Origin of the sequence: Rhizobium hidalgonense (genome assembly GCF_005862185.2) — a bacterium.
Lineage (GTDB): Bacteria > Pseudomonadota > Alphaproteobacteria > Rhizobiales > Rhizobiaceae > Rhizobium > Rhizobium hidalgonense.
Window position 1 is genome coordinate 4,230,489 of the sequence record NZ_CP054027.1, and the last position, 20,201, is coordinate 4,250,689.

General features: G+C 62.0%; 15 protein-coding genes and 1 pseudogene. 7 read left to right on the forward strand and 9 right to left on the reverse strand.

Going from position 1 to position 20,201, the window contains the following annotated elements; genetic code table 11:
- Positions 1–76: 76 nt before the first annotated feature.
- Both uxaC and FFM81_RS20655 read left to right on the forward strand, forming a co-directional pair.
- Positions 77–1,491: pseudogene (gene uxaC / locus FFM81_RS20650) on the forward strand (glucuronate isomerase).
- Positions 1,488–2,945 carry a mannitol dehydrogenase family protein gene (locus FFM81_RS20655; RefSeq protein ID WP_138386096.1) on the forward strand — a complete coding sequence of 486 codons (1,458 nt, stop codon included), beginning with the start codon at positions 1,488–1,490 and terminating at the stop codon, positions 2,943–2,945. Before uxaC ends, FFM81_RS20655 begins: the two are co-directional and overlap by 4 nt.
- Before the next feature lie 74 nt (positions 2,946–3,019).
- Here the strand turns inward: FFM81_RS20655 and FFM81_RS20660 are convergent, their stop codons facing one another.
- The 7 genes from FFM81_RS20660 to FFM81_RS20690 all read right to left on the reverse strand — a co-directional run bounded on the left by FFM81_RS20660 (position 3,020) and on the right by FFM81_RS20690 (position 11,798).
- Positions 3,020–5,470 (reverse strand): GcvT family protein, encoded by a 2,451-nt coding sequence (locus FFM81_RS20660; RefSeq protein WP_138386095.1) that lies wholly within the window; start codon positions 5,468–5,470, stop codon positions 3,020–3,022.
- A complete protein-coding gene (locus tag FFM81_RS20665) occupies positions 5,471–6,346 on the reverse strand; it encodes a choline kinase family protein (protein WP_138386094.1) in 876 nt (291 codons plus the stop codon). It lies immediately after the preceding gene.
- Between the two features lie 114 nt (positions 6,347–6,460).
- Entirely contained in the window at positions 6,461–7,537 is a 1,077-nt protein-coding gene (locus FFM81_RS20670) for an ABC transporter ATP-binding protein (RefSeq protein ID WP_138386093.1), read from the reverse strand.
- A gap of 31 nt (positions 7,538–7,568) precedes the next feature.
- On the reverse strand, positions 7,569–8,666 hold the full coding sequence (locus tag FFM81_RS20675; protein ID WP_173883805.1) for a Gfo/Idh/MocA family protein: 1,098 nt from the start codon (positions 8,664–8,666) through the stop codon (positions 7,569–7,571).
- Positions 8,666–9,553 carry a carbohydrate ABC transporter permease gene (locus tag FFM81_RS20680; protein ID WP_025417443.1) on the reverse strand — a complete coding sequence of 296 codons (888 nt, stop codon included), beginning with the start codon at positions 9,551–9,553 and terminating at the stop codon, positions 8,666–8,668. The genes FFM81_RS20675 and FFM81_RS20680 overlap by 1 nt, the downstream gene beginning before the upstream one ends.
- Complete coding sequence (locus FFM81_RS20685) at positions 9,546–10,505, reverse strand: carbohydrate ABC transporter permease (protein ID WP_003571300.1); 960 nt, start codon at positions 10,503–10,505, stop codon at positions 9,546–9,548. The genes FFM81_RS20680 and FFM81_RS20685 overlap by 8 nt, the downstream gene beginning before the upstream one ends.
- A 6-nt stretch (positions 10,506–10,511) precedes the next feature.
- The gene (locus tag FFM81_RS20690; protein WP_025417442.1) at positions 10,512–11,798 is read right to left on the reverse strand and encodes an ABC transporter substrate-binding protein; all 1,287 of its coding nucleotides are present in this window, start codon (positions 11,796–11,798) and stop codon (positions 10,512–10,514) included.
- Between the two features lie 204 nt (positions 11,799–12,002).
- On the opposite strand from FFM81_RS20690, the gene FFM81_RS20695 reads away from it, so the two are divergent.
- From FFM81_RS20695 to FFM81_RS20715, 5 genes are all read left to right on the forward strand, one after another.
- A complete protein-coding gene (locus tag FFM81_RS20695) occupies positions 12,003–12,680 on the forward strand; it encodes a TetR/AcrR family transcriptional regulator (RefSeq protein WP_003571302.1) in 678 nt (225 codons plus the stop codon).
- 136 nt (positions 12,681–12,816) lie between these two features.
- Complete coding sequence (locus tag FFM81_RS20700) at positions 12,817–13,965, forward strand: Gfo/Idh/MocA family protein (protein ID WP_003571303.1); 1,149 nt, start codon at positions 12,817–12,819, stop codon at positions 13,963–13,965.
- Positions 13,966–13,967: 2 nt separating this feature from the next.
- Positions 13,968–15,131 carry a dihydrodipicolinate synthase family protein gene (locus FFM81_RS20705; protein ID WP_003571304.1) on the forward strand — a complete coding sequence of 388 codons (1,164 nt, stop codon included), beginning with the start codon at positions 13,968–13,970 and terminating at the stop codon, positions 15,129–15,131.
- Between the two features lie 29 nt (positions 15,132–15,160).
- The gene (locus FFM81_RS20710) at positions 15,161–15,991 is read left to right on the forward strand and encodes a sugar phosphate isomerase/epimerase family protein (protein ID WP_138386092.1); all 831 of its coding nucleotides are present in this window, start codon (positions 15,161–15,163) and stop codon (positions 15,989–15,991) included.
- Between the two features lie 41 nt (positions 15,992–16,032).
- The gene (locus FFM81_RS20715; RefSeq protein ID WP_097535325.1) at positions 16,033–17,310 is read left to right on the forward strand and encodes a Gfo/Idh/MocA family protein; all 1,278 of its coding nucleotides are present in this window, start codon (positions 16,033–16,035) and stop codon (positions 17,308–17,310) included.
- Between the two features lie 26 nt (positions 17,311–17,336).
- On the opposite strand, the gene FFM81_RS20720 is transcribed toward FFM81_RS20715, so the two are convergent.
- Positions 17,337–18,347 (reverse strand): hydroxyacid dehydrogenase, encoded by a 1,011-nt coding sequence (locus tag FFM81_RS20720; protein WP_173883806.1) that lies wholly within the window; start codon positions 18,345–18,347, stop codon positions 17,337–17,339.
- On the reverse strand, positions 18,344–20,200 hold the full coding sequence (locus FFM81_RS20725; protein WP_138386090.1) for a DUF2264 domain-containing protein: 1,857 nt from the start codon (positions 20,198–20,200) through the stop codon (positions 18,344–18,346). The genes FFM81_RS20720 and FFM81_RS20725 overlap by 4 nt, the downstream gene beginning before the upstream one ends.
- Between the last annotated feature and the right edge of the window lies 1 nt (position 20,201).

A 20,201-nucleotide genomic window follows, 5' to 3' on the forward strand; every position in this document is an offset into this window, starting at 1 on the left:
AACCGTTTGGTTACTGAAAGACCTTGCCGCGCCTGATGTTGTGGGGTAGGCCCTTATCCATCAGGGAGGAATACTGATGGATGCAGGCAACGGCTTTCTTCATCCGGACCGGCTCTTTCCGGCCGATCCGGCAACTCGGACGATCGCGCGAGACCTCTACGAGACGGTGCGCAATCTTCCGATCGTCAGCCCGCACGGGCATACCGAACCGTCCTGGTTTGCCGACGACAAGCCCTTCGAAGACGCGGCCTCGCTGCTGGTCATTCCCGATCATTATCTCTTCCGGATGCTGCACAGCGTCGGCGTGACGCTGGACGAACTCGGCGTTCCCAGGCTGGATGGCAAGCCGGTGGCGGCGGGCCGCGCGATCTGGCGAACCTTTGCCAAACATTACCACCTCTTCCGCGGAACGCCTTCAAGCCTTTGGGTCGACCATGCGATGTCGGCCGTGCTCGGCTGCACCGAGCCGCTGACAGCAGACAATGCCGATGCGCTCTACGACCATATCAATGCCCAGCTCGCCCTTCCAGAATTCCGGCCGCGGGCACTGCATCAGCGATTCGGCATCGAAACGATCGCGACGACGGAGGGCGCACTCGACCCGCTGGCGCATCACCAGAAGCTGGCGGCCGACGGTTGGATCGGCAAGGTGCGGACCACCTACCGGCCGGATAGCGTCACCGATCCGGACGCCGTCGGCTTCCGCGACAATCTCGTCAAGTTTGGTGAGATCACCGGTGCCGATGTGACGCGCTGGGACGGGCTGATCGAGGCGCATCGGCGCCGGCGCGCCTATTTCCGCCAGTTCGGCGCCACCGCGACCGATCACGGCGTGCCGACTGCCTTTACATCAGATCTGCCGCTTGCGGAAAAACAGGCGCTGCTCGACAAGGCACTGAAGGGACCGCTCTCGGCTGCCGACGCGGAGCTTTTCCGCGGTCAGATGATGACCGAGATGGCCGGGCTTTCGGCCGAGGACGGCATGGTGATGCAGATCCATGCCGGCTCGAGGCGCAATACCGACAGCGGTCTGTTTGCGACCCGCGGCCCGAATATGGGCGCCGATATCCCGACGCGCACGGACTGGGTCGGCGGCCTCAATGCGCTGCTGTCCCGGTACGGCCATGCGCCGGGTCTGCGTATCCTGCTGTTCACGCTCGACGAGACGACCTATGCTCGGGAACTCGCGCCGATGGCCGGCCATTGGCCCTGCCTGATGATCGGCCCGCCCTGGTGGTTCCACGACAGCCCGCTCGGCATTCGCCGTTATCTCGACCAGGTGGTGGAAACCGCGGGCTTCGCCAATATGGCCGGTTTCAACGACGATACGCGGGCGCTGCTTTCGATCCCGGCGCGCCATGACGTCTGGCGACGCGAAGTCTGCCGCTTCCTCGCCGGGCTCGCCGCCGAGCACCGGATTTCCAAAGGGAAGCCGAGATCGTGGCGGGCGAACTCTCCTATGGCAATGCAAAGAAGGCCTACAAGCTGTGACCGAACGACTGCAGACCCTTTCCGGCCTCGCCCCGACGGCGAAGCTTCCCGCCTATGACCGCAGCCGGCTGAAGAGCGGCATCCTGCATCTGGGTCCCGGCGCCTTCTTTCGCGCGCACTTCGCGCCATTTACGGATGGCGCGCTCGCAGCCGCAGGCGGCGACTGGGGGATCGAGGTGGCAAGTCTGCGCACTGCCGATGTTGCCGACAATCTGACTGCCCAGAACGGGCTTTATACGACGTTGATCCGCGACACTTCAGGCACCAAGGCTGAGGTGATCGGCTCGATCCTGAAGGCGCATGTGGCGCCGCGCGATCCCGCCGGCCTGCTGGCGCGGCTCGAAGATCCGGATATCCGCATCGTCAGCATGACGGTGACGGAAAAGGCCTATGGTTTCGATCCGGCGACCGGCGGCCTCGACCTCAAACATCCCGATATTGTCGCCGATCTCGCCAACCGGCATGCGCCGCGCGGCGTCATCGGCTATCTCGTCGAAGGCCTAGCGCGCCGCCGGCAGAAGGGCATTGCGCCCTTTACGCCGCTGAGCTGCGACAACCTGCCGAGCAACGGCGCCGTGCTGAAGCGTCTCGTGCTGGAATTCACCTCCCGCATCGATGCCGAGCTGCATCGCTGGATCGAAGCGAATGTGCCCTTCCCGTCGACGATGGTCGACCGCATCACGCCGGCCAGCACCGACGCGACCTATGCCGATGCCGAACGGCTGACCGGCCGCACCGATCTGGCGGCGATCGAGACCGAGCCTTTTACCCAATGGGTCATCGAAGACCATTTCGCCAATGGACGGCCGGCCTGGGAAAAGGTGCGCGGCGCGTTGATGGTCGAAGACGTCTCGGCTTATGAAAAGATGAAGCTGCGGATGCTGAACGGCGCCCATTCGCTTCTCGCCTATCTCGGTTATATCGGCGGCTATGAATTCATTCGCGACGTGATGGATGATGAAGCCTTGGCAGCCCTTGCCTACCGGCACATGCATGCGGCCGCAAGAACGCTCGATGCGGTCCCCGGCATCGATCTCGACGCCTACGCCAGTGAATTGATAGCGCGCTTTGCAAACAAGGCGATCGCCCATCGCACCTATCAGATCGCCATGGACGGCACGCAGAAACTGCCGCAGCGGCTGCTCGAGCCGGCCTGCGAGGCGCTGGCGCATGGCGACCGGGCAGAAACCTATGCGATCGCCGTTGCGGCATGGATGCGTTATGCGCTCGGCGAACACGGCAATGGCGAACGCTACGAACTGCGCGATCCGCGTGCGGCGGAGATCGCCGCGCTGATCGCCGATGTGCCGCGCACCGGCCCGGCGATTTCGGCGGCGCTCTTCACCCTTCCCGGGCTTTTCCCGGCGGCTTTGACCAGACATCGGGCTTGGACGCAGGATGTGTCGGACAAGCTGGAGATTTTGATTCAGGACGATCGGTTGCCGTTGTTTTAAGAAGCGTGAGGTCTTTTCAGTAGAAGAGAGGGGGTGCCACACGGCACGCCCTCTCTTTGCGTCACTTTGTGTGCTCAGCCCTTCACCCGCGCCATATCGGGATCATAGAGCGGCGCCAGCGACACCTTGCAGGGGATGCGCTCCCTGGCGACATCGAGCTCATAGGTGCCGGAGAGGATGAAATCCTCCGTCACGCCGTCGGGATTGCGGACGTAGCCGTAGCCGATCGGCTTGCCCAGCGTGTAGCCGAAGCCGCCGCTCGATAGCCAGCCGACGCGTTTACCGTCGCGATAGATGGTTTCGCGGCCGAGCAGCACGGCATCGGGATCGTCGGGAACGAAGCAGGCGAGGCGCTTCTTCACACCGCCCGCAAGCTGCCGCTCGATCGCCTCGCGGCCGCGGAAGGAAATGTTCTTCCTGATTTTCACCGCCCAGCCGAGGCCGGCTTCAATAGGTGTATGGTCGGGACCGATATCGGAACCCCAGGCGCGATACCCCTTTTCCAGGCGGCAGCTTTCGATGGCGCGGTAGCCGGCATTGACGAGGCCGAGCTCGCCGCCTGAAACCATCAGCAGGTCATAGACCGTGGTCGCATATTCGATGGGAATATGCAGTTCGTAGCCGAGTTCACCGACATAGGTGATGCGCAGTGCCCGCACCGGGCAGCCCGCTATGCCGATGGTTCTGACCTGGCCGAAGGGGAAGGCCGCATTCGAGACGTCGCTGCCGGTCACTTTTTCCAGCACGGCGCGCGCATTCGGCCCCATCAGCGACAGCACGCAATAGGCTGATGTGACGTCGACCAGTTCGGCATGCATCTCTGACGGAATATTGCGTGCAATCCAGTTGAAATCATGGGTGGCGAAACTGGTGCCGGTGACGATGTAATATTCGTCCTCGGCGATCCGGGCGACCGTCAGGTCGCATTCGATGCCGCCCTTGTCGTTCAGCATCTGCGTGTAGATGAGCGATCCCACCGGCCTTGCGACATCGTTGGAAGCGATCCAGGAGAGGGCTGCCTCGGCATCCCTGCCCCTCAGCACGAATTTGGCGAATGAGGTCTGGTCGAAGATGACCGCCGCCTCGCGCACTGCCTTGTGCTCGCGGCCAACCGCCTCGAACCAGTTCTGCCTCTTGTAGCTATAGACATCCCTCGGCTCCTCGTTGGCGAAGAGATCGGCAAACCAGTTCGGCCGCTCCCAGCCGAGCTTTTCACCGAAACAGGCACCCTGCGCCTTCAGCCGATCGTAAAGCGGCGATTTGCGGCAGGGGCGTCCGCTCGAATGCTCCTCGAACGGCCAGGCCATGGTGTAGTGTTTGCCGTAGGCTTCGAGCGTGCGGGTGCGCACCCAGTCGGTATCGAAATGCGGGCGGCCGAAACGGCGGATGTCGACCGGCCAGAGATCATAGGGCGGCTCGCCCTTCGTCACCCATTCGGCCAGCGCCATGCCGGCGCCGCCGGCGGATGCGATGCCGAAGGCGTTGAAGCCGGCGCCGACGAAGAAATTCTTCAGCTCCGGCGCCTCGCCGAGAATGAAGTTGCCATCTGGCGTGAAACTTTCCGGGCCGTTCAGCAGTTGCTTGACGCCGACATTTTCCAAAGCCGGAACGCGGCCGAGCGCCTGCTCCATGATCTGCTCGAAATGGTCGAAATTGCTGTCGAGCAGCGTGTAGTGGAAACCTTCGGGAATGCCTTTCTCCGCCCAGGCAATCGGGTTTGGCTCATAACCACCCATGACGATGCCGCCGACCTCTTCCTTATAGTAGGTCAGGCGATCGGGATCGCGCAGCGTCGGCAGGTTGGAGGGCACGCCGAAGGATTCCGTGATGATATATTGATGCTCGACCGAGACCAGCGGCACGTTGACGCCGAAGCGGGCGGCAAAGGCGCGCGTCCACTGACCGGCGCAAACGACGACCCGCTCGCATTCGATGCGGCCTTGCGCCGTAACGACCGCACGGATCTTTCCCTTGTCGATTTCGAGATCGAGAACCTCGGTGTCCTCGAAGATCGAAACGCCGGACAAACGGGCGCCTTTGGCGAGCGCCTGGGTGATGTCGGAAGGGTTGGCCTGGCCGTCTGTCGGAAGGAAAGCGGCGCCGACGAGATCGTCTGTTGTCATCAGCGGCCAGAGATCGAAAGCCTCCTGCGGCGTCAGCAGCTGCATTTCGAGGCCGAAGGACTGGGCGGTGGTCGCCTGGCGTTTGACCTCCGTCCAGCGCTCCTCGTTGCAGGCAAGGCGCAGGCCGCCATTCATCTTCCAGCCGGTGCCGAGGCCGGTTTCTTCCTCCAGCCGCTTGTAGAGATCGACGGAATAACCGAGCAGCTGGGTGATGTTGGCGCTGGTGCGCAGCTGGCCGACCAGGCCGGCGGCATGAAAGGTGGTACCCGAGGTCAGCTTCTTGCGCTCCAAGAGGACGGTATCGGTCCAGCCGAGCTTGCCGAGATGATAGGCTGTCGAGCAGCCGATGATGCCGCCGCCGATGACCACGGCTTTCGCCGTCTTGGGTAATTGTCTCGTCATTTATCGATCCTGTTCAAAGGCTTGGTAGGCGCGCTCGAGCCGCGCCAGATTTTCGGCCGTATAGGCGGCATAATCGAAATCGATGGTGGAATGGACTTCCGAAATCATGCTCCAGAGCGTCTCACGCAGCAGCGAGGCGCATTTCATCGCAGCATAGCGGCGACTGAGATCGTCGGTCAGCGGCCGGTCGAAATAGTTCTCGAGCATGCTGCGCTCAGCCGCTTGCGGGAACTCGTTGTTGGAGGCCAATCCGCCGAGATCAAAAAGCGGGGTGTTGAAGCCGGCATAGTCCCAGTCGATCAGCCACAGTCGTTTGCCGTCGTCGAGAAAATTGGCGGCCAGCAGATCGTTGTGGCCGAAGGCGATCTCGAACGGCCCTGCCGCTTGTTCCAACGTTTCGGCCCGGGCGATCAGTGCCGGCAGCAGCGGCAGATAGGGGCTGCCGGACTCCTTCAGACTGGCGGCGTAATCGCGGATGACGTGGAAGACCCAGAAGATTATCGCCTGGCCGCGGAAATGCCGCGGGATGTCGTGGTGGCAGGCGCGCACCAGTGACAAGACCCGGGCGAGTATGTCAGGCGCCCTGATATCCTCCGGTGAGAGCGCCCGTGCCTCGATATAGTCGAGCACCAGCACACCTGGCGAATGGTGGATGACGGCAGGCGATAGGCCGGCGGCATGCGCCGCACGGCTGGCGGCAAGCTCGTTCTGCCTGTTGATGTGATGGATCGGGATATCGGTGCCGAGTCTGACCACGCAGCGCGCGACGGCATCGCTGACCAGATAGTTCCGATTGGTGATGCCGCCTGAGATCGGCGAAATTGCGATCGGGCCCTGCCAGATGCCGAGCGCATGAATCCTATCCTCAGGCGTCATGCTATCCCCCTTGCCCTCTGGAAATGATGGGCAGAGGAGGATCAGCTGTCAAGCAGCTACAGCACCGCGCGTCTTTTCCAGACGCGCAAAGGACGCTGTAGGACTTTGAATTATTTAGATCGTCTTGCCCGAAGCATCGAAGACGTGGCAGCGGACCGGATCGAAGAAGGTCGTGACATTGGTGCCGCGCTCGACCTTCTGCTGGCCGTCGAGCGCAACGGTCAGGAGCTGGTTATCCGGCGTCGTGGTATAGAGCATGGTGGCGCCGCCGAGATTTTCGACAAGGTCGACGTTGACGGTCGAGAGCGTGATCGCGCCTTCGGCCAGCGAAAGATGCTCCGGACGGATGCCGAAGGTGACCTCCTGGCCGGCTTCGCCTTTCAGCCGGCGCGGCAGGTGGACGGAATTGCCGCAGACATGGATGCTGGTCTCAGTCTCGCCGACCTGCTCGATGCGGGCCTTCAGGAAATTCATCTTCGGGCTGCCGATGAAGCCGGCGACGAAACGGTTGGCCGGATTGTTATAGAGATCGAGCGGCGCGCCGACCTGCTCGATACGGCCGGAGTTCAACACGACGATCTTGTCGGCCATCGTCATGGCTTCGACCTGGTCATGAGTGACATAGATCATCGTATTGCCGAGGCTGCGGTGCAGGCGGGAGATCTCGACGCGCATCTGCACGCGCAGTTCGGCATCGAGGTTCGACAGCGGCTCGTCGAACAGGAAGATGCGCGGCTCGCGCACGATGGCGCGGCCGATGGCGACACGCTGGCGCTGGCCGCCGGAGAGCGCCTTCGGCTTGCGTTCCAGCAGCTTCTCGATCTGCAGGATCTCGGCGGCGCGCTTCACCTTTGGCTGGATATCGGCCTTCTTGTAACCGGCCGTCTCCAGGCCGAAGGCGAGGTTCTTGTAGACCGACATATGCGGATAGAGCGCATAGGACTGGAAAACCATGGCGATGCCGCGCTTGGCCGGCGCCACCTCGTTCATGCGCTCGCTGTCGAGCAGCAGCGCGCCGCCAGAGATCTCCTCGAGGCCGGCGATCATCCGCAGCAGGGTTGATTTTCCGCAGCCCGAGGGACCGACGAAAACGACGAATTCGCCGGGATCGATCGTCAGGTCGATGCCATGGATTACATCCATCGCGCCGTAGCGCTTCTCGACCTTCTGAAGAACGACACTGGTTGCCATCTTCCCAAAACCCTCTCGTTTTATTTATCGGTTACTTGGTTCTTGCGCGCCAATCGGCGTATTTCGGACTGTCGGGACCGACCGGCAGCGGCACGTCGGCGCCGCTGTCGGAAGACTGGTAGATGGCGGTCACCAGTTCCAGCGCCCGGCGGGCATCCACCGTCGTCACCGGCAGCGGCCCATGGCCGCTGAGGAAGGCGTGGAACTGGCCCATCTGGGTGGTGAAACGCGGCGCGACCGGCTGCCAGTCGGCAATCACCCGGTCGATCTCCTCTCGCACGTCGTCATTGGCAGCGATGATCTTCCAGGGATCCTTGCCGGGCGTGTAGGGCTCGTGACTGCTTTCGAAGGTGACATTCTCGAAATGCAACCTCAGCCGGCTCAATTGTTCCTGCGAACCCAGCGTGCAGGACAGCGAGACAAAGGCGCCGTTTTCCATCAGCAGGCTGGCGGAGGCGCAATCCTCGACTTCGATATCGTTGACGCGGGTGGCGACACGGCCAAACACCCTTGCCGCCGGCCCCATCAGATGCATCATCATATCGTGCAGATGCAGCGCATGGGTGACGAGCACGCCGCCGAGTTCGGTGGCCCATTTGCCGCGCCAGGGCACGGCGTAATATTCCGGCTTGCGCAGCCAGAAGGTTTCGACCGACGCCGTATAGGCTTTGCCGGCAATACCGGCGTCGATGATCCGCTTCGCCTTCTGGATACCGTCGCCGTAGCGATATTGGAAGATCGGCATCAGCACGCCAGGAGCGGCTTTTTCCGCTTCCATGATGGTATCGACGGCGGCTAGCGAGCCGGTCAGCGGCTTCTCGCAAACGACATGTTTACCGGCAGCGAGCGCCGCAACCACCTGTTCCAGATGAATGCCGGGCGGCGTGCAGATATCGATGATGTCGATCGTATCGTCACCCAGCAACTCCGCAAAGGAGGTGGTGCGCCGTTCGATGCCGAACTCCTCGCCGACTGCAGCCAGGCGCTGCTCGTTCAGGTCGCAGATCGCCACGACCTTGAACTTGTCGGAATGCGGCAGGTAACCCTCGACGATATGCGAGCGGCCGATACCGCAGCCGACGATCGCGACCGTCTTGATGCTCATGTCATTCTTTCCCGTTGCCGCCATCAACGCTTCATGCCCGTCGTGGCGATGCCCTCGATCAGCAAGCGCTGGAAGAAGAGGAAGAAGAAGAAGACCGGCACGAGCGTTAGGGTCGACATGGCGAACAGGCCGCCCCAATCCGATGCGCTGGTGGAATCCACGAAGGTCCGCAGGCCGAGCTGGATCGTATAGGTGTTCATGTCGTTGAGGTAGATCAGCGGACCGAAGAAATCGTCCCAGGTCCAGATGAAGGAAAAGATGGCGGCCGTCGCCAGAACCGGCAGCGACAGCGGCAACATGATCTTCCAGTAGATGCGCCAGGCGCTGCAGCCATCCATCATCGCCGCCTCGTCGAGTTCGCGCGGGATGCCGCGGAAGAATTGCACCATGAGGAAGATGAAGAAGGCATCGCTTGCCAGGAACTTCGGCACGACAAGCGGCAGGATGGTGTTCACCCAGCCGAGATCGAGGAAGAGCACATATTGCGGGATCAGCGTCACATGGTAGGGGATCATCAGCGTCCCGAGCATGATCGCGAACCAGAAGTTCCGGCCGGCAAAACGCAGCCGCGCAAAGGCGAAGGCCGTCAGCGAACAGGCGATGACATTGCCGGTCACCACCAGCAGCGAGATGACCAGCGAATTCCAGAAGAACCGGCCGAAGCTGACATCGAGGCCGACCCAGCCGCGCGCATAGGAAGAGAAATCGATCGACGACGGGATGAGCGAGGTCGACGAGAAGATTTCGGTTTCCGGCCTGACCGATGCCGAAACCATCCACAACAGCGGATAGAGCATGAGCAGCGAAGCGGCGATCAGCAAGACGTGGATGACGAGCGACGCCGGCAGGCTGCGTTTGGTGATATCGGATGGCGGCCTGGCCGCGGTGACGGAAGCAGTCATCTCAGTCATCGTAGTGCACCCAGTAACGCGAGGTCAGGAAGGAGAAAGCGGTGAAAACGGCGATGATCAGCACCAGGATCCAGGCGAGCGCCGAGGCATAACCCATGCGGAAATTGCCGAAGGCTTCCTGATAGAGATAGAGCGTGTAAAACAACGTCGAATTGATCGGCCCGCCGGTGCCGCCTGATATGATGAAGGCCGGCGTGAAAGCCTTGAAGGCATCGATCGTCTGGACGACGGCGTTGAAGAAGATGACGGGTGTGAGCAGCGGCAGGGTGATCTTATAGAATTGCCGGAATTTCGAGGCGCCATCGAGGCTTGCGGCCTCATACATATCCTGCGGGATCTGGCGCAGACCGGCCAGGAAAATAATCATCGGCGAGCCGAACTGCCAGACGGACAGCGCCACAAGCGTGTAAATCGAGTAGTTCGGATGCGAGATCCAGCTCGGACCTTCGATGCCGAAATGGGAGAGCGCCGCGTTGACGAGGCCATCACTGGCGAAAAGCTGACGCCAGAGCACGGCGATCGCCACGCTGCCGCCCAGCAGTGACGGCAGATAGAATATGGCGCGATAGATCGGCAGCCCACGCAGGCCGCGGTTCAGCGCCATGGCGACCAGCAAGGCGAATGCCAGTTTGAACGGCACCGAGAGGACCACGTAGGTCAGGGTAACGTGCATGGCGGCCGAGAATTTCGGATCCGCCGTGGCGATGCGCACGTAGTTCGCGAGACCCACCCACCGCGGCGACTGGAGCATGTCGAAGTCGGTGAAGGAGAGATAGAGCGAAATCAGGGCCGGCCCGAGCGTCAGCCCGAAAAAGCCGACGAGCCATGGCAGCAGGAAGAGATAGCCGGGAGCATTGGCGTTCCAGAGACGTTTGAAGCGTCCTTCGGCCACGGCCCCCTGATAGCTTTCCACGGATATGGCCCCTGCGGGCGTGCGCATCGCATTGCTCATACGGGATCAGCCTCTTGCGAGAATCTGCGTGATTTCCGTGACAAGCTGTTTGCCGCCATCGGAAGGAGATAGCTGTCCGAAGCCGACCTGTTCGGCGATGTTGCGTAGCATCAGCTCGCCTTCACCGGCGCCAGCCGGCGGCGGCGGCGGCAATTTGCCGGCGAGGTCGCCAAGGCCGCTGACATAGGCGAGCGCGACCTTGCCGTTTTCATCGAGTTTTGCCGCAACGACCTCGCGCATCGCAGCCGATTCCGGAATGCCGCGTTCGACATCCAGGAGCAGCACCGCCTCAGGGTTCTTGACGAAGAAGTTGATGTAATCAACCGCCTGATCCACCGATTTCGACTGGGCCGAAACCGAGAAGAACATCGAAGGCTTGCGATAGTGGCCACCCTTGGAATCCGGCTTGACGCGCATGTAGTTGGTGAGCGCCAGCTTGTCCTTGTTCATGGCCTGATAGGCGACGAACTGGTTGGAATGGGCAAAACCGGCGGCCGACTTGCCGAGCGAGACGGTGTTGGTTTCGATATCGTTCTTATCGAGAGCCTGGATATCGGCGGGAACGCAGGCGCCGGCCTCACGGAACTTCGCCCACATGTCGTACCATTCCGAGGCGTCCTCCACCGCGAAGCCAATCTTGCCGTCGGCGGTATAAAGCGCTTTGCCGCGCTGACGCAGCCAGTTCTCGAACAGCGGTTCAGCGCCGCTGCCGTCGGCGAGGCCGAACATGCCCTTGCGCTTGCCGGCCTTGGTGATCTCCGCACCCATACGGGAGAATTCGTCCCAGGTGGTCGCCTGGGTCGGAAGATCGACGCCGGCCTCCTTGAAGGCGGTGGTGTTCAGGACTGTCGCTGCCGAATTCGCCCCGAGGCTGACGCCATAGAGATGGCCGTCGACACTGCCGCCTTCGATCTGCGCCTTGTCGAAATCATCGAGATTGAGCTTTGCCGGCATATAGGATTCGAGCGGGGCGAGTGCGCCGCGCCGCGCATATTGAACGATATAGCGATAGTCCATCTGGATGACGTCGGGCGCATTGCGGCCGGCGACCTGTGTCGCAAGGCGCGGCCAATAATCGCCCCAGCCGAGGAATTCGCCGGTAATCGTCGTGCCCGGATTCTTCGTCTGATAGAGTTGCGAGACCTTGTTGGTGCGGTCGGCGCGCGGCTGCGAGCCCCACCACAGGAGACGCAGGCGCGCTTCCTGTGCAAAAGCGCTGGTTCCCAGCGCCGCGAGCGAAAGGAGCGTGGCTCCTCCCGCAACGAAATTACGTCTGCTTACACGTAGGCTCATTTTTTCCTCCTCCAAAGGGAAGCGCCTCCACACGCTTCCGAACCAGTCACACTTGCATAAATAACTAATTGGTTACAAGCTACGAGCAAAGCGGCAAGCGTGTCAAGCGGGGTATCGGTTCTTGCTGACCGCCCTTCTAAATTCCGGTTTTTACAATTTCGCACTGAAGGCTTATGAGCGCAACATGCGAGACGGAGGGGAACGATGAACGACAGCGAGGAAAACGGGGAGCAGAAGAAATCCCGGCGCCCATCTCAGGAACGCACGGCGCAGCGCGATCCGGAGCGGACACGCGCTGCAATCCTGGAAGCGGCCACCCGGGAGTTTGCCGAAAACGGCATGGGTGGAGCCCGCGTCGACGCCATTGCCGCGCGCGCCGGCACCAACAAGCGCATGCTCTACCATTATTTCGGCGACAAGGAGCAGCTCTATCTCCGCGTGCTCGAAGAAGCCTATGTCGGCATCCGCACCGCCGAGCGCGCGCTGCATATCGGTGACCGAAGCCCGGAGGAAGGCATCGGGGAACTCGCGCTCTTCACCTGGCGCTATTTTCTTCAGCACCCGGAATTCCTCAGCCTGCTCGGGACGGAAAACCTGCATCGCGCCCGGTGGCTGCGCCAGTCCGTCCGGCTCAAGGAACTGCATTCGCATCTGATCGGCGAGCTTACCGATGTGCTCGAGCGGGGAAAGAAGCAGGGCGTCTTCATCGAGACGGTCGATCCGCTGCACGTCTACCTGACGATCGCCTCGCTCGGCTATTTCTATCTTTCCAACCAATACACGCTTTCGACGATCTTCGGCCGCGACCTGATCGAGCCGGCCCATCTCAATGCCTGGGAAAAGCATATCGTCCACGTCACGCTCGCTTCGATCAAGCGTTAGACTAATCCTGAAAGCAGGATTTGACTCTTGACAGGCTCGCCGCTCTTCTGTCATCAAGTAACCGTTTAGTTACCGGCTTGGGAGGGCCGGGCCAGATGCCCGCTCCCCCGCCGCAAAAGATTCCAGGGAGGAAAATATGGCACGCTTGGGGATCATCTTGCACGGCGTTACCGGACGCATGGGTTACAATCAGCACCTGGTGCGTTCGATCCTCGCCTTCCGCGACCAGGGCGGCATCACGCTGAAATCGGGCGAAAAACTCGAGATCGATCCGATCATCGTCGGCCGCAACGGCGCCAAGATGGAAGAGCTGGCGAAGAAGCATGGCATCAAACGCTGGTCGACCGATCTCGACGCCGCTCTCGCCAATCCCGACGACACGATCTTCTTCGATGCCGGCACGACGCTGATGCGGGCCGAGCTTCTGTCCAAGGCGCTCGATGCCGGCAAACATGTCTATTGCGAAAAGCCGATCTCCGACGACCTGCAGGTGGCACTCGACCTTGCCCGCAAGGCGCGCCGCTCCGGCCTTAAGCACGGGGTCGTGCAGGACAAGCTCTTCCTTCCCGGCCTGCGCAAGCTGGCGCTGCTCAGGGATTCCGGCTTCTTCGGCAAGATCCTCTCGGTGCGCGGCGAATTCGGCTACTGGGTTTTCGAGGGCGATTGGGGCGTGCCGGCCCAGCGCCCCTCCTGGAATTACCGCAAGGGCGACGGCGGCGGTATCATCCTCGATATGCTCTGCCACTGGCGCTATGTGCTCGACAACCTGTTCGGCGAGGTGAAGGCCGTCTCCTGCCTTGGCGCCACGCATATTCCGCGGCGCATCGACGAGCAGGGCAAGCCTTATGATTGCGACACTGACGATGCGGCCTATGCGACTTTCGAGCTCGAAGGCGGCGCGATCGCGCAGATCAATTCCTCCTGGGCCGTTCGTGTCCGCCGCGACGACCTCGTCACTTTCCAGGTCGACGGCACCCATGGCTCGGCCGTCGCCGGCCTGACGAAATGCTGGAGCCAGCACCGCGTCAATACGCCGAAGCCGGTCTGGAACCCCGACCAACCGCAGACGATCGACTTCTACAAGACCTGGGACGAGGTTCCCGATACGCAGGCCTTCGACAACGGCTTCAAGGCGCAGTGGGAAATGTTCATCCGCCATGTCGTCGAAGATGCGCCGTGGCCCTATGGCCTGGAAGCCGGCGCCAAGGGCGTGCAGCTTGCCGAACTCGGCCTGAAATCCTGGGCCGAACGCCGCTGGCTCGACGTTCCCGCATTGGAGTTCTAGCCGTGACGACGATCAATCTCCCCCTCGACGGCAAGATCGTTCCCTACATGCTGACCGGCACGCCGATCGAGCTGAAGAAGCGCGAGGCTAAAAGCTTCCCGCGTATCGCCTTTGCCGCCGCGCATGTGGTTGCCGATCCGCTCGCCGATAACGATCCCTGGCTGACGCCGGCGATCGACTGGGAGCGGACGCTCGCCTTCCGCCACCGGCTCTGGGATCTTGGCCTCGGCGTTGCCGAAGCCATGGATACGGCGCAGCGCGGCATGGGCCTCGGCTGGCCGGAAGCTCGCGACCTGATCCGCCGGGCGCTCACTGAGGCGTCCAGCCGCAAGGATGCGCTGATCGCCTGCGGCGCCGGCACCGACCATCTGACGCCCGGACCCGATGTGACGATCGACACCATCCTCAGGGCCTATGAAGAGCAGATCGAAACGGTGGAGGCGGCCGGCGGCCGCATCATTCTGATGGCGAGCCGGGCGCTTGCCGTCGCTGCCAAAGGACCTGACGACTATGTCAGGGTCTATGACCGCATCCTCCGTCAGGTCAAGGAACCCGTCATCATCCACTGGCTCGGCGAAATGTTCGACCCGGCGCTCGAGGGATATTGGGGCAATGGCGACCATCTGAAGGCCATGGAAACCTGCCTTGAGGTGATCGAAGCCAATGCCGGCAAGGTCGACGGCATCAAGATCTCGCTTCTCTCCAAGGAGAAGGAAGTGACCATGCGCCGGAAACTGCCGAAATCCGTGCGCATGTATACCGGCGACGACTTCAACTATGCCGAACTGATTGCGGGCGACGAGCAGGGCCATTCCGACGCGCTGCTCGGCATCTTCGATGCCATCGCGCCGGCAGCTTCGGCGGCCCTCGACGCGCTCGGCCGCAAGAGCAACCATGAATTCTTCGATCTGCTCGAGCCGACCGTGCCGCTGTCGCGGCACATCTTCAGAGCGCCGACCCGCTTCTACAAGACCGGCGTCGTCTTCCTCGCTTATCTCAACGGCCTGCAGGACCATTTCACCATGGTCGGCGGCCAGCAGAGCACCCGCTCGCTGACGCATCTGGCAGAGCTCTTCCGGCTGGCCGACAAGGCGCGGGTTCTGGCCGATCCGGAACTCGCAACAGCGCGGATGAAACAGGTGCTTGCCGTCCACGGCGTTCACTAAGCGTCGACTCGGCTTGGGAGGAGAATGACATGCAGGTCGAAGGACTTTCGATCAATCTGGCGACGATCCGCGAACAATGCGGCTTTGCCGAAGCCGTCGATATCTGCCTGAAGCATGGCATCACCTCGATCGCGCCCTGGCGCGACCAGGTCGCGAAGGTCGGCCTCGACGAGGCGGTGCGGATCGTCAAATCGAACGGCATCAAGCTGACCGGTCTTTGCCGCGGCGGCTTCTTTCCGGCGGCAAACGATGCAGACTGGCAGAAGAACCTCGACGACAACCGGCGTGCTATCGACGAGGCGGCGGCGTTTTCCGCCGATTGCTTGGTGCTCGTCGTCGGCGGCCTGCCGGGCGCTTCGAAGGATATCGTCGCCGCGCGCCAGATGGTGTTCGACGGCATTGCCGCCGTGCTGCCGCATGCGCAGGCTGCCGGCGTGAAGCTTGCTATCGAGCCGCTGCATCCGATGTATGCCGCCGACCGGGCCTGCGTGAACACGCTCGGCCAGGCGCTCGACATGTGCGAGCCGCTCGGCGAGGATGTCGGCGTGGCGATCGATGTCTATCATGTCTGGTGGGACCCCGATCTTGCCAACCAGATCGCCCGCGCCGGCCGGATGAACCGCATCTTCGCCCATCACATCTGCGACTGGCTGGCGCCGACCAGGGACATTCTGCTCGACCGCGGCATGATGGGCGATGGCGTCATCGACCTCAAACGCATAAGACGAATGATCGAGGCTGCCGGTTTCTTCGGCGCACAGGAAGTGGAGATCTTTTCGGCCGAAAACTGGTGGAAACGCCCGGCCGACGAGGTGATCGCCACCTGCGTCGAGCGCTTCCGGAGCTGCTGCCAGATCTGATTTTCAATATTTTTTCATCTCGCATGCAGGAGGATCTTTCGATGGAGAAACGCCGTTTTGCCCTGATCGGCACCGGAAACCGCGGCACCACCATGTGGGGCAAGGATCTGCTTTCCGGCTGGCGCGAACATGTCGACCTCACCGCCATCGTCGAGAAGAATTCGCTGCGCGGCGAGCGCGCCCGCAACATGATCGGCAGCAACGCGCCGCTCTACGAAAATATCGATTCCATGCTTGCCGAGCAGAAGCCGGATCTCGCCATCGTCTGCACGCCCGACCATACGCATGACGATATCATCGTGCGGGCCTTGGAGTCCGGCATCGATGTCATCACTGAAAAGCCGATGACCACCTCGATCGAGAAAATTCGCCGGATTCTCGACGCCGAAAAGCGAACCGGCCGCCGGGTCGACGTCTCCTTCAACTATCGCTACGCGCCGACGGCGGCGAAGATCAAGGAATTGCTGAATGCCGGCGAGATCGGCCGGGTCACCTCGGTCGATTTTCACTGGTATCTCAACACCAAGCACGGCGCCGACTATTTCCGCCGCTGGCATGCCTATACCGAAAATTCGGGCAGCCTGTTCGTCCACAAGGCCACCCACCATTTCGATCTGCTGAACTGGTATCTCGACAGCGATCCCGAGGCCGTCACCTCCTTCGCCGACCTGCAGAACTACGGCCGCAAGGGCCCGTTCCGCGGGCCGCGTTGCAAGCTCTGTCCGCATGCGCAGGAATGCGACTATTATCTCGATCTGGAAAAAGATCCCTTCCTCGATCAGCTCTACGAAGACCCTTCGAAGATTGACGGCTATTTCCGCGACGGCTGCGTCTTCCGCGAGGATATCGACATTCCCGATACGATGGTGGTCAGTCTCCGCTACCGCAACAATGTCCATGTCTCCTATTCGCTGAATACCTTCCAGCCGATCGAAGGCCATCACCTTGCTTTCAACGGCACCAAGGGACGCATCGAGCTTCGCCAATATGAGGCGCAGCCCTGGGAAGAGCCGAAACAGGACACGATCCTGCTGATCCGCAATTTCCCGAACGGCAAGGAAGCTGTCGAACGCATCACCGTTCCGCATTTCACCGGCGGCCATTACGGCGGCGACGATCGGATGCGCAACATGATCTTCAAACCCGATATGGAAGACCGGCTTGGCCAGCGCGCCGGCACGCGGGCGGGCGCCATGTCCGTGCTTTGCGGCATTGCCGCGCTGACGAGTTCGCGCACCGGCAAGGTCGTCGACATCGCCGATCTGATGCCCGAACTTGCCAATGACGGTTCGCCCAATTCGTTGAGAACACCACGCTGACAAACGGCAGCTCGACGCGGCACGCGTCAGGCAATGTTTTCAAGATTCTCCCGGCGGATCTGGTAGAGCAGCGGCCGACCGGCCGCAAAACGCTCGACTTCATCGGCCGCCATCGCACCGAGACGCGCCCGTTCCAGCCCGATCGCGCCGGCGATATGCGGGGTCAGAAAGACATTCGGGAGATCGTAAAACGGAGAGTCCGGCTCGGGGATCTCCGGCTCGGTCACGTCGATGATCGCGTCGAAGCGGCCGGTCTTCAGCTCCGAAAGCAGGGCTGCCTCATCGATGAGGATGCCGCGCGCGGTGTTGATCAGCGTCGCCCCGTCCTTCATCAGCGATAGTCTTCGCGCATCGATCATATGCTGTGTCGACGGCAGCGATGGCGCATGCAGTGAAACGATATCGGCTCGCCGCATCAACTCGTCGAGATCGACCTTTTCCGCTCCGAGTCCGGCGGCATCAGTGGCATCGAGCATGGGATCGAACAGCAGCAGCCTGTAGTCGAAGGGTTTCAAGAGTTCGATTACCCGCCTGCCGATGCGCGAGGCGCCGACGATGCCGAGGGTTCGTCCATAGTTGCCGATCGCTTCCCGCTGCATCGGATAGGTCCGATCGCGGTTGCGGTCGCCGACGTAGAGATCGCGGAAACGGAAGGCGCGTTTGCCGGCGAAGAGGATCGCAGCGAGCGTGAATTCGGCAACCGGCACGGCATTGGCCTCGGCCGAATGGCTGACCGCTATCCCCGCTGCGAAAATGGCATCGTCGATGATGCCCTTGACCGTGCCCGCCGCATGGACGACGAGGCGCAGCCGCGGCGCGGCAGCGGGAATCTCCGGTCCGACATAGGGCGCACCCCAGCCGGTGATCAGGATTTCCGCTTCTGAAAGCAGGCGTCTTGCGCGCGCATCGTCCAACCGCTGCAGCGGCTCGGGATCCAGCAGGCGGCCGATCGTGTCGAGGCGGCCCAGGATCTCATCGGGCAGAACATGCTCGGTACGCGACGGCTCCATGGCAAGCACGATGGCCGGACGGCTCATGGCATCTGTCCCGGCGCTTCGATGGCGCTGACGGTGACGCCCTTTTCCCGCACCAAGGCCTGCAGCGCCGCAATATCAGGCGCTTTCGGCGGACGCGTCCAGGCAGACGAGGCGGCAGCCGGATCATCCAGCGCCAGCACCGCCGTCACCAGAATCGTCTCGCCAACCGGAATCCGACCGCGCAGCTGCGGCACGATAGTCTTGGCGACGATCACATTGGTGTTGGGCTGTGCCTTCTGGGTCAGTCCGACGCGTTTGACCGAAGAGCCGAGATCGAGAATCCCGGTAAAATCACCTTCGCCAATCGCATAGGCTGCCCCCTCCGAGGCCGACAGCCTATCCTGCTCGAAGTCGCGGCGGCCGATAGCAAAGCCGCCTTCGGCAATCCGCAGCGGCCGGCCCGACGTGATCCGGTGGAGGCGGATATGCCAGGGGGCAGCGGGCACGAGCCAAGTTTCGACGTCGACATCGGGGAAGGGCGACCATCTCGCATGAAGCACGTCGCCCGCGAGCCGGGCTTCCTCATTCGTTTCGCGCACGCGGTAGTGCAGGCCGTCATCGCTGAAGGCCAGCATCGAATCGAAGGCGGCCAGCGCAAAACCGCGTTCGTCGGATTCGACGCTGAAACCGTAGCGGGTGGAATAAGCGAATTTCGCATATTTTTCGGTGCCGAAACGCATCTGCAGGTTTTCCTGGCCTGATGACAGCGCCACGACATCGCCGCCCGCCCGCATGATCACCATGCCGGGATGACGCTGGGGGATGACAGAGGGCGCCGGTTCCGGCGCCTTTTCCTCAGCGGTCCAGAACGGATGATCCTCGGCGACTGCCAGCGGCAGGAAGGCCTTGAGCGCCCAGTAGGGCGAGCCGGCGGAATTGTAACTTTCCGACATCAGCAGGTTCGGATAGCCGAAACCGATCGACAGCACGCCGTCGCGATCGGCAATCGGCTTGTCCTTCCACCAGCGCAGGTGCTGCAGGCAGAGATGCTTGACCTCGCCCCAGGGCAAAGCCTCGAGATCGGCAAAGGCAAGCGCCGACCAGAAGCCGGCGCAGGCGAAACGATAGGTCAGGCTGCGGCCGAAGGGGATGGTCGCGCCGTCAGCGGCAAACCAGTGGCGGAAATCCTGGGCAAAGAGGACCGCGCGCTCGCGGTAGCGTTTGGCGTAGTCGTCGTCGACGAGCTTGGAATAGATCAGGCCATAGAAATGCATGGCGAAGGGAATGTAGTGGTCGATGCGGCGGACGTTTCCATCGCGATACCAGCCGTCGCCGATATAGAAGCCTTCGAGCTCCTGCAGATATTGCCGGGTCAGGCTGCGATCGAAATCGGCGCCGAGACGGTCGAGCCCGATGTCGACGAAGATGCGGAAGAATTTCCAGTTGTTGTCGGCATAGTCGAATTGCCTGGCATGTTTGAGATAGGCGACGACATTGCTGCGGGCGCGCGTATCAAGCGGTTCCCAGATCTTTTCCGGCACGAGCGCCAGCGCAAAACCGACAGCGGCAAGCTCGACCATGCGCTGATCGCGACCGTTGACCGTACCCCAATATTCCGGATGGGCGGGATCGGTGCCGTTTGCAAGGCCCTCGGCGAAGCGATGCCAATGGGCGAAGTCGCCCTTGCCGGCGCCAAGCGGCGCCAAGCCCCAGAGCGGGCGGGCAAAGCCCTCGAGATCGGCCGCCGCCCGGTCGAAATGGGCGGCGGCGCCGCTCAGCCTGACGCGGGCATTGCCTTTTGAGAAACAGGCAAGCAGCGGATCGAAGAGATCAAGCAGGGCACGGCTCATATCCGCACGGGTTTCCAGCGGATTGCCTGCAAGCGGGTTGGCGCTGGCGGGATCATAGGTCATC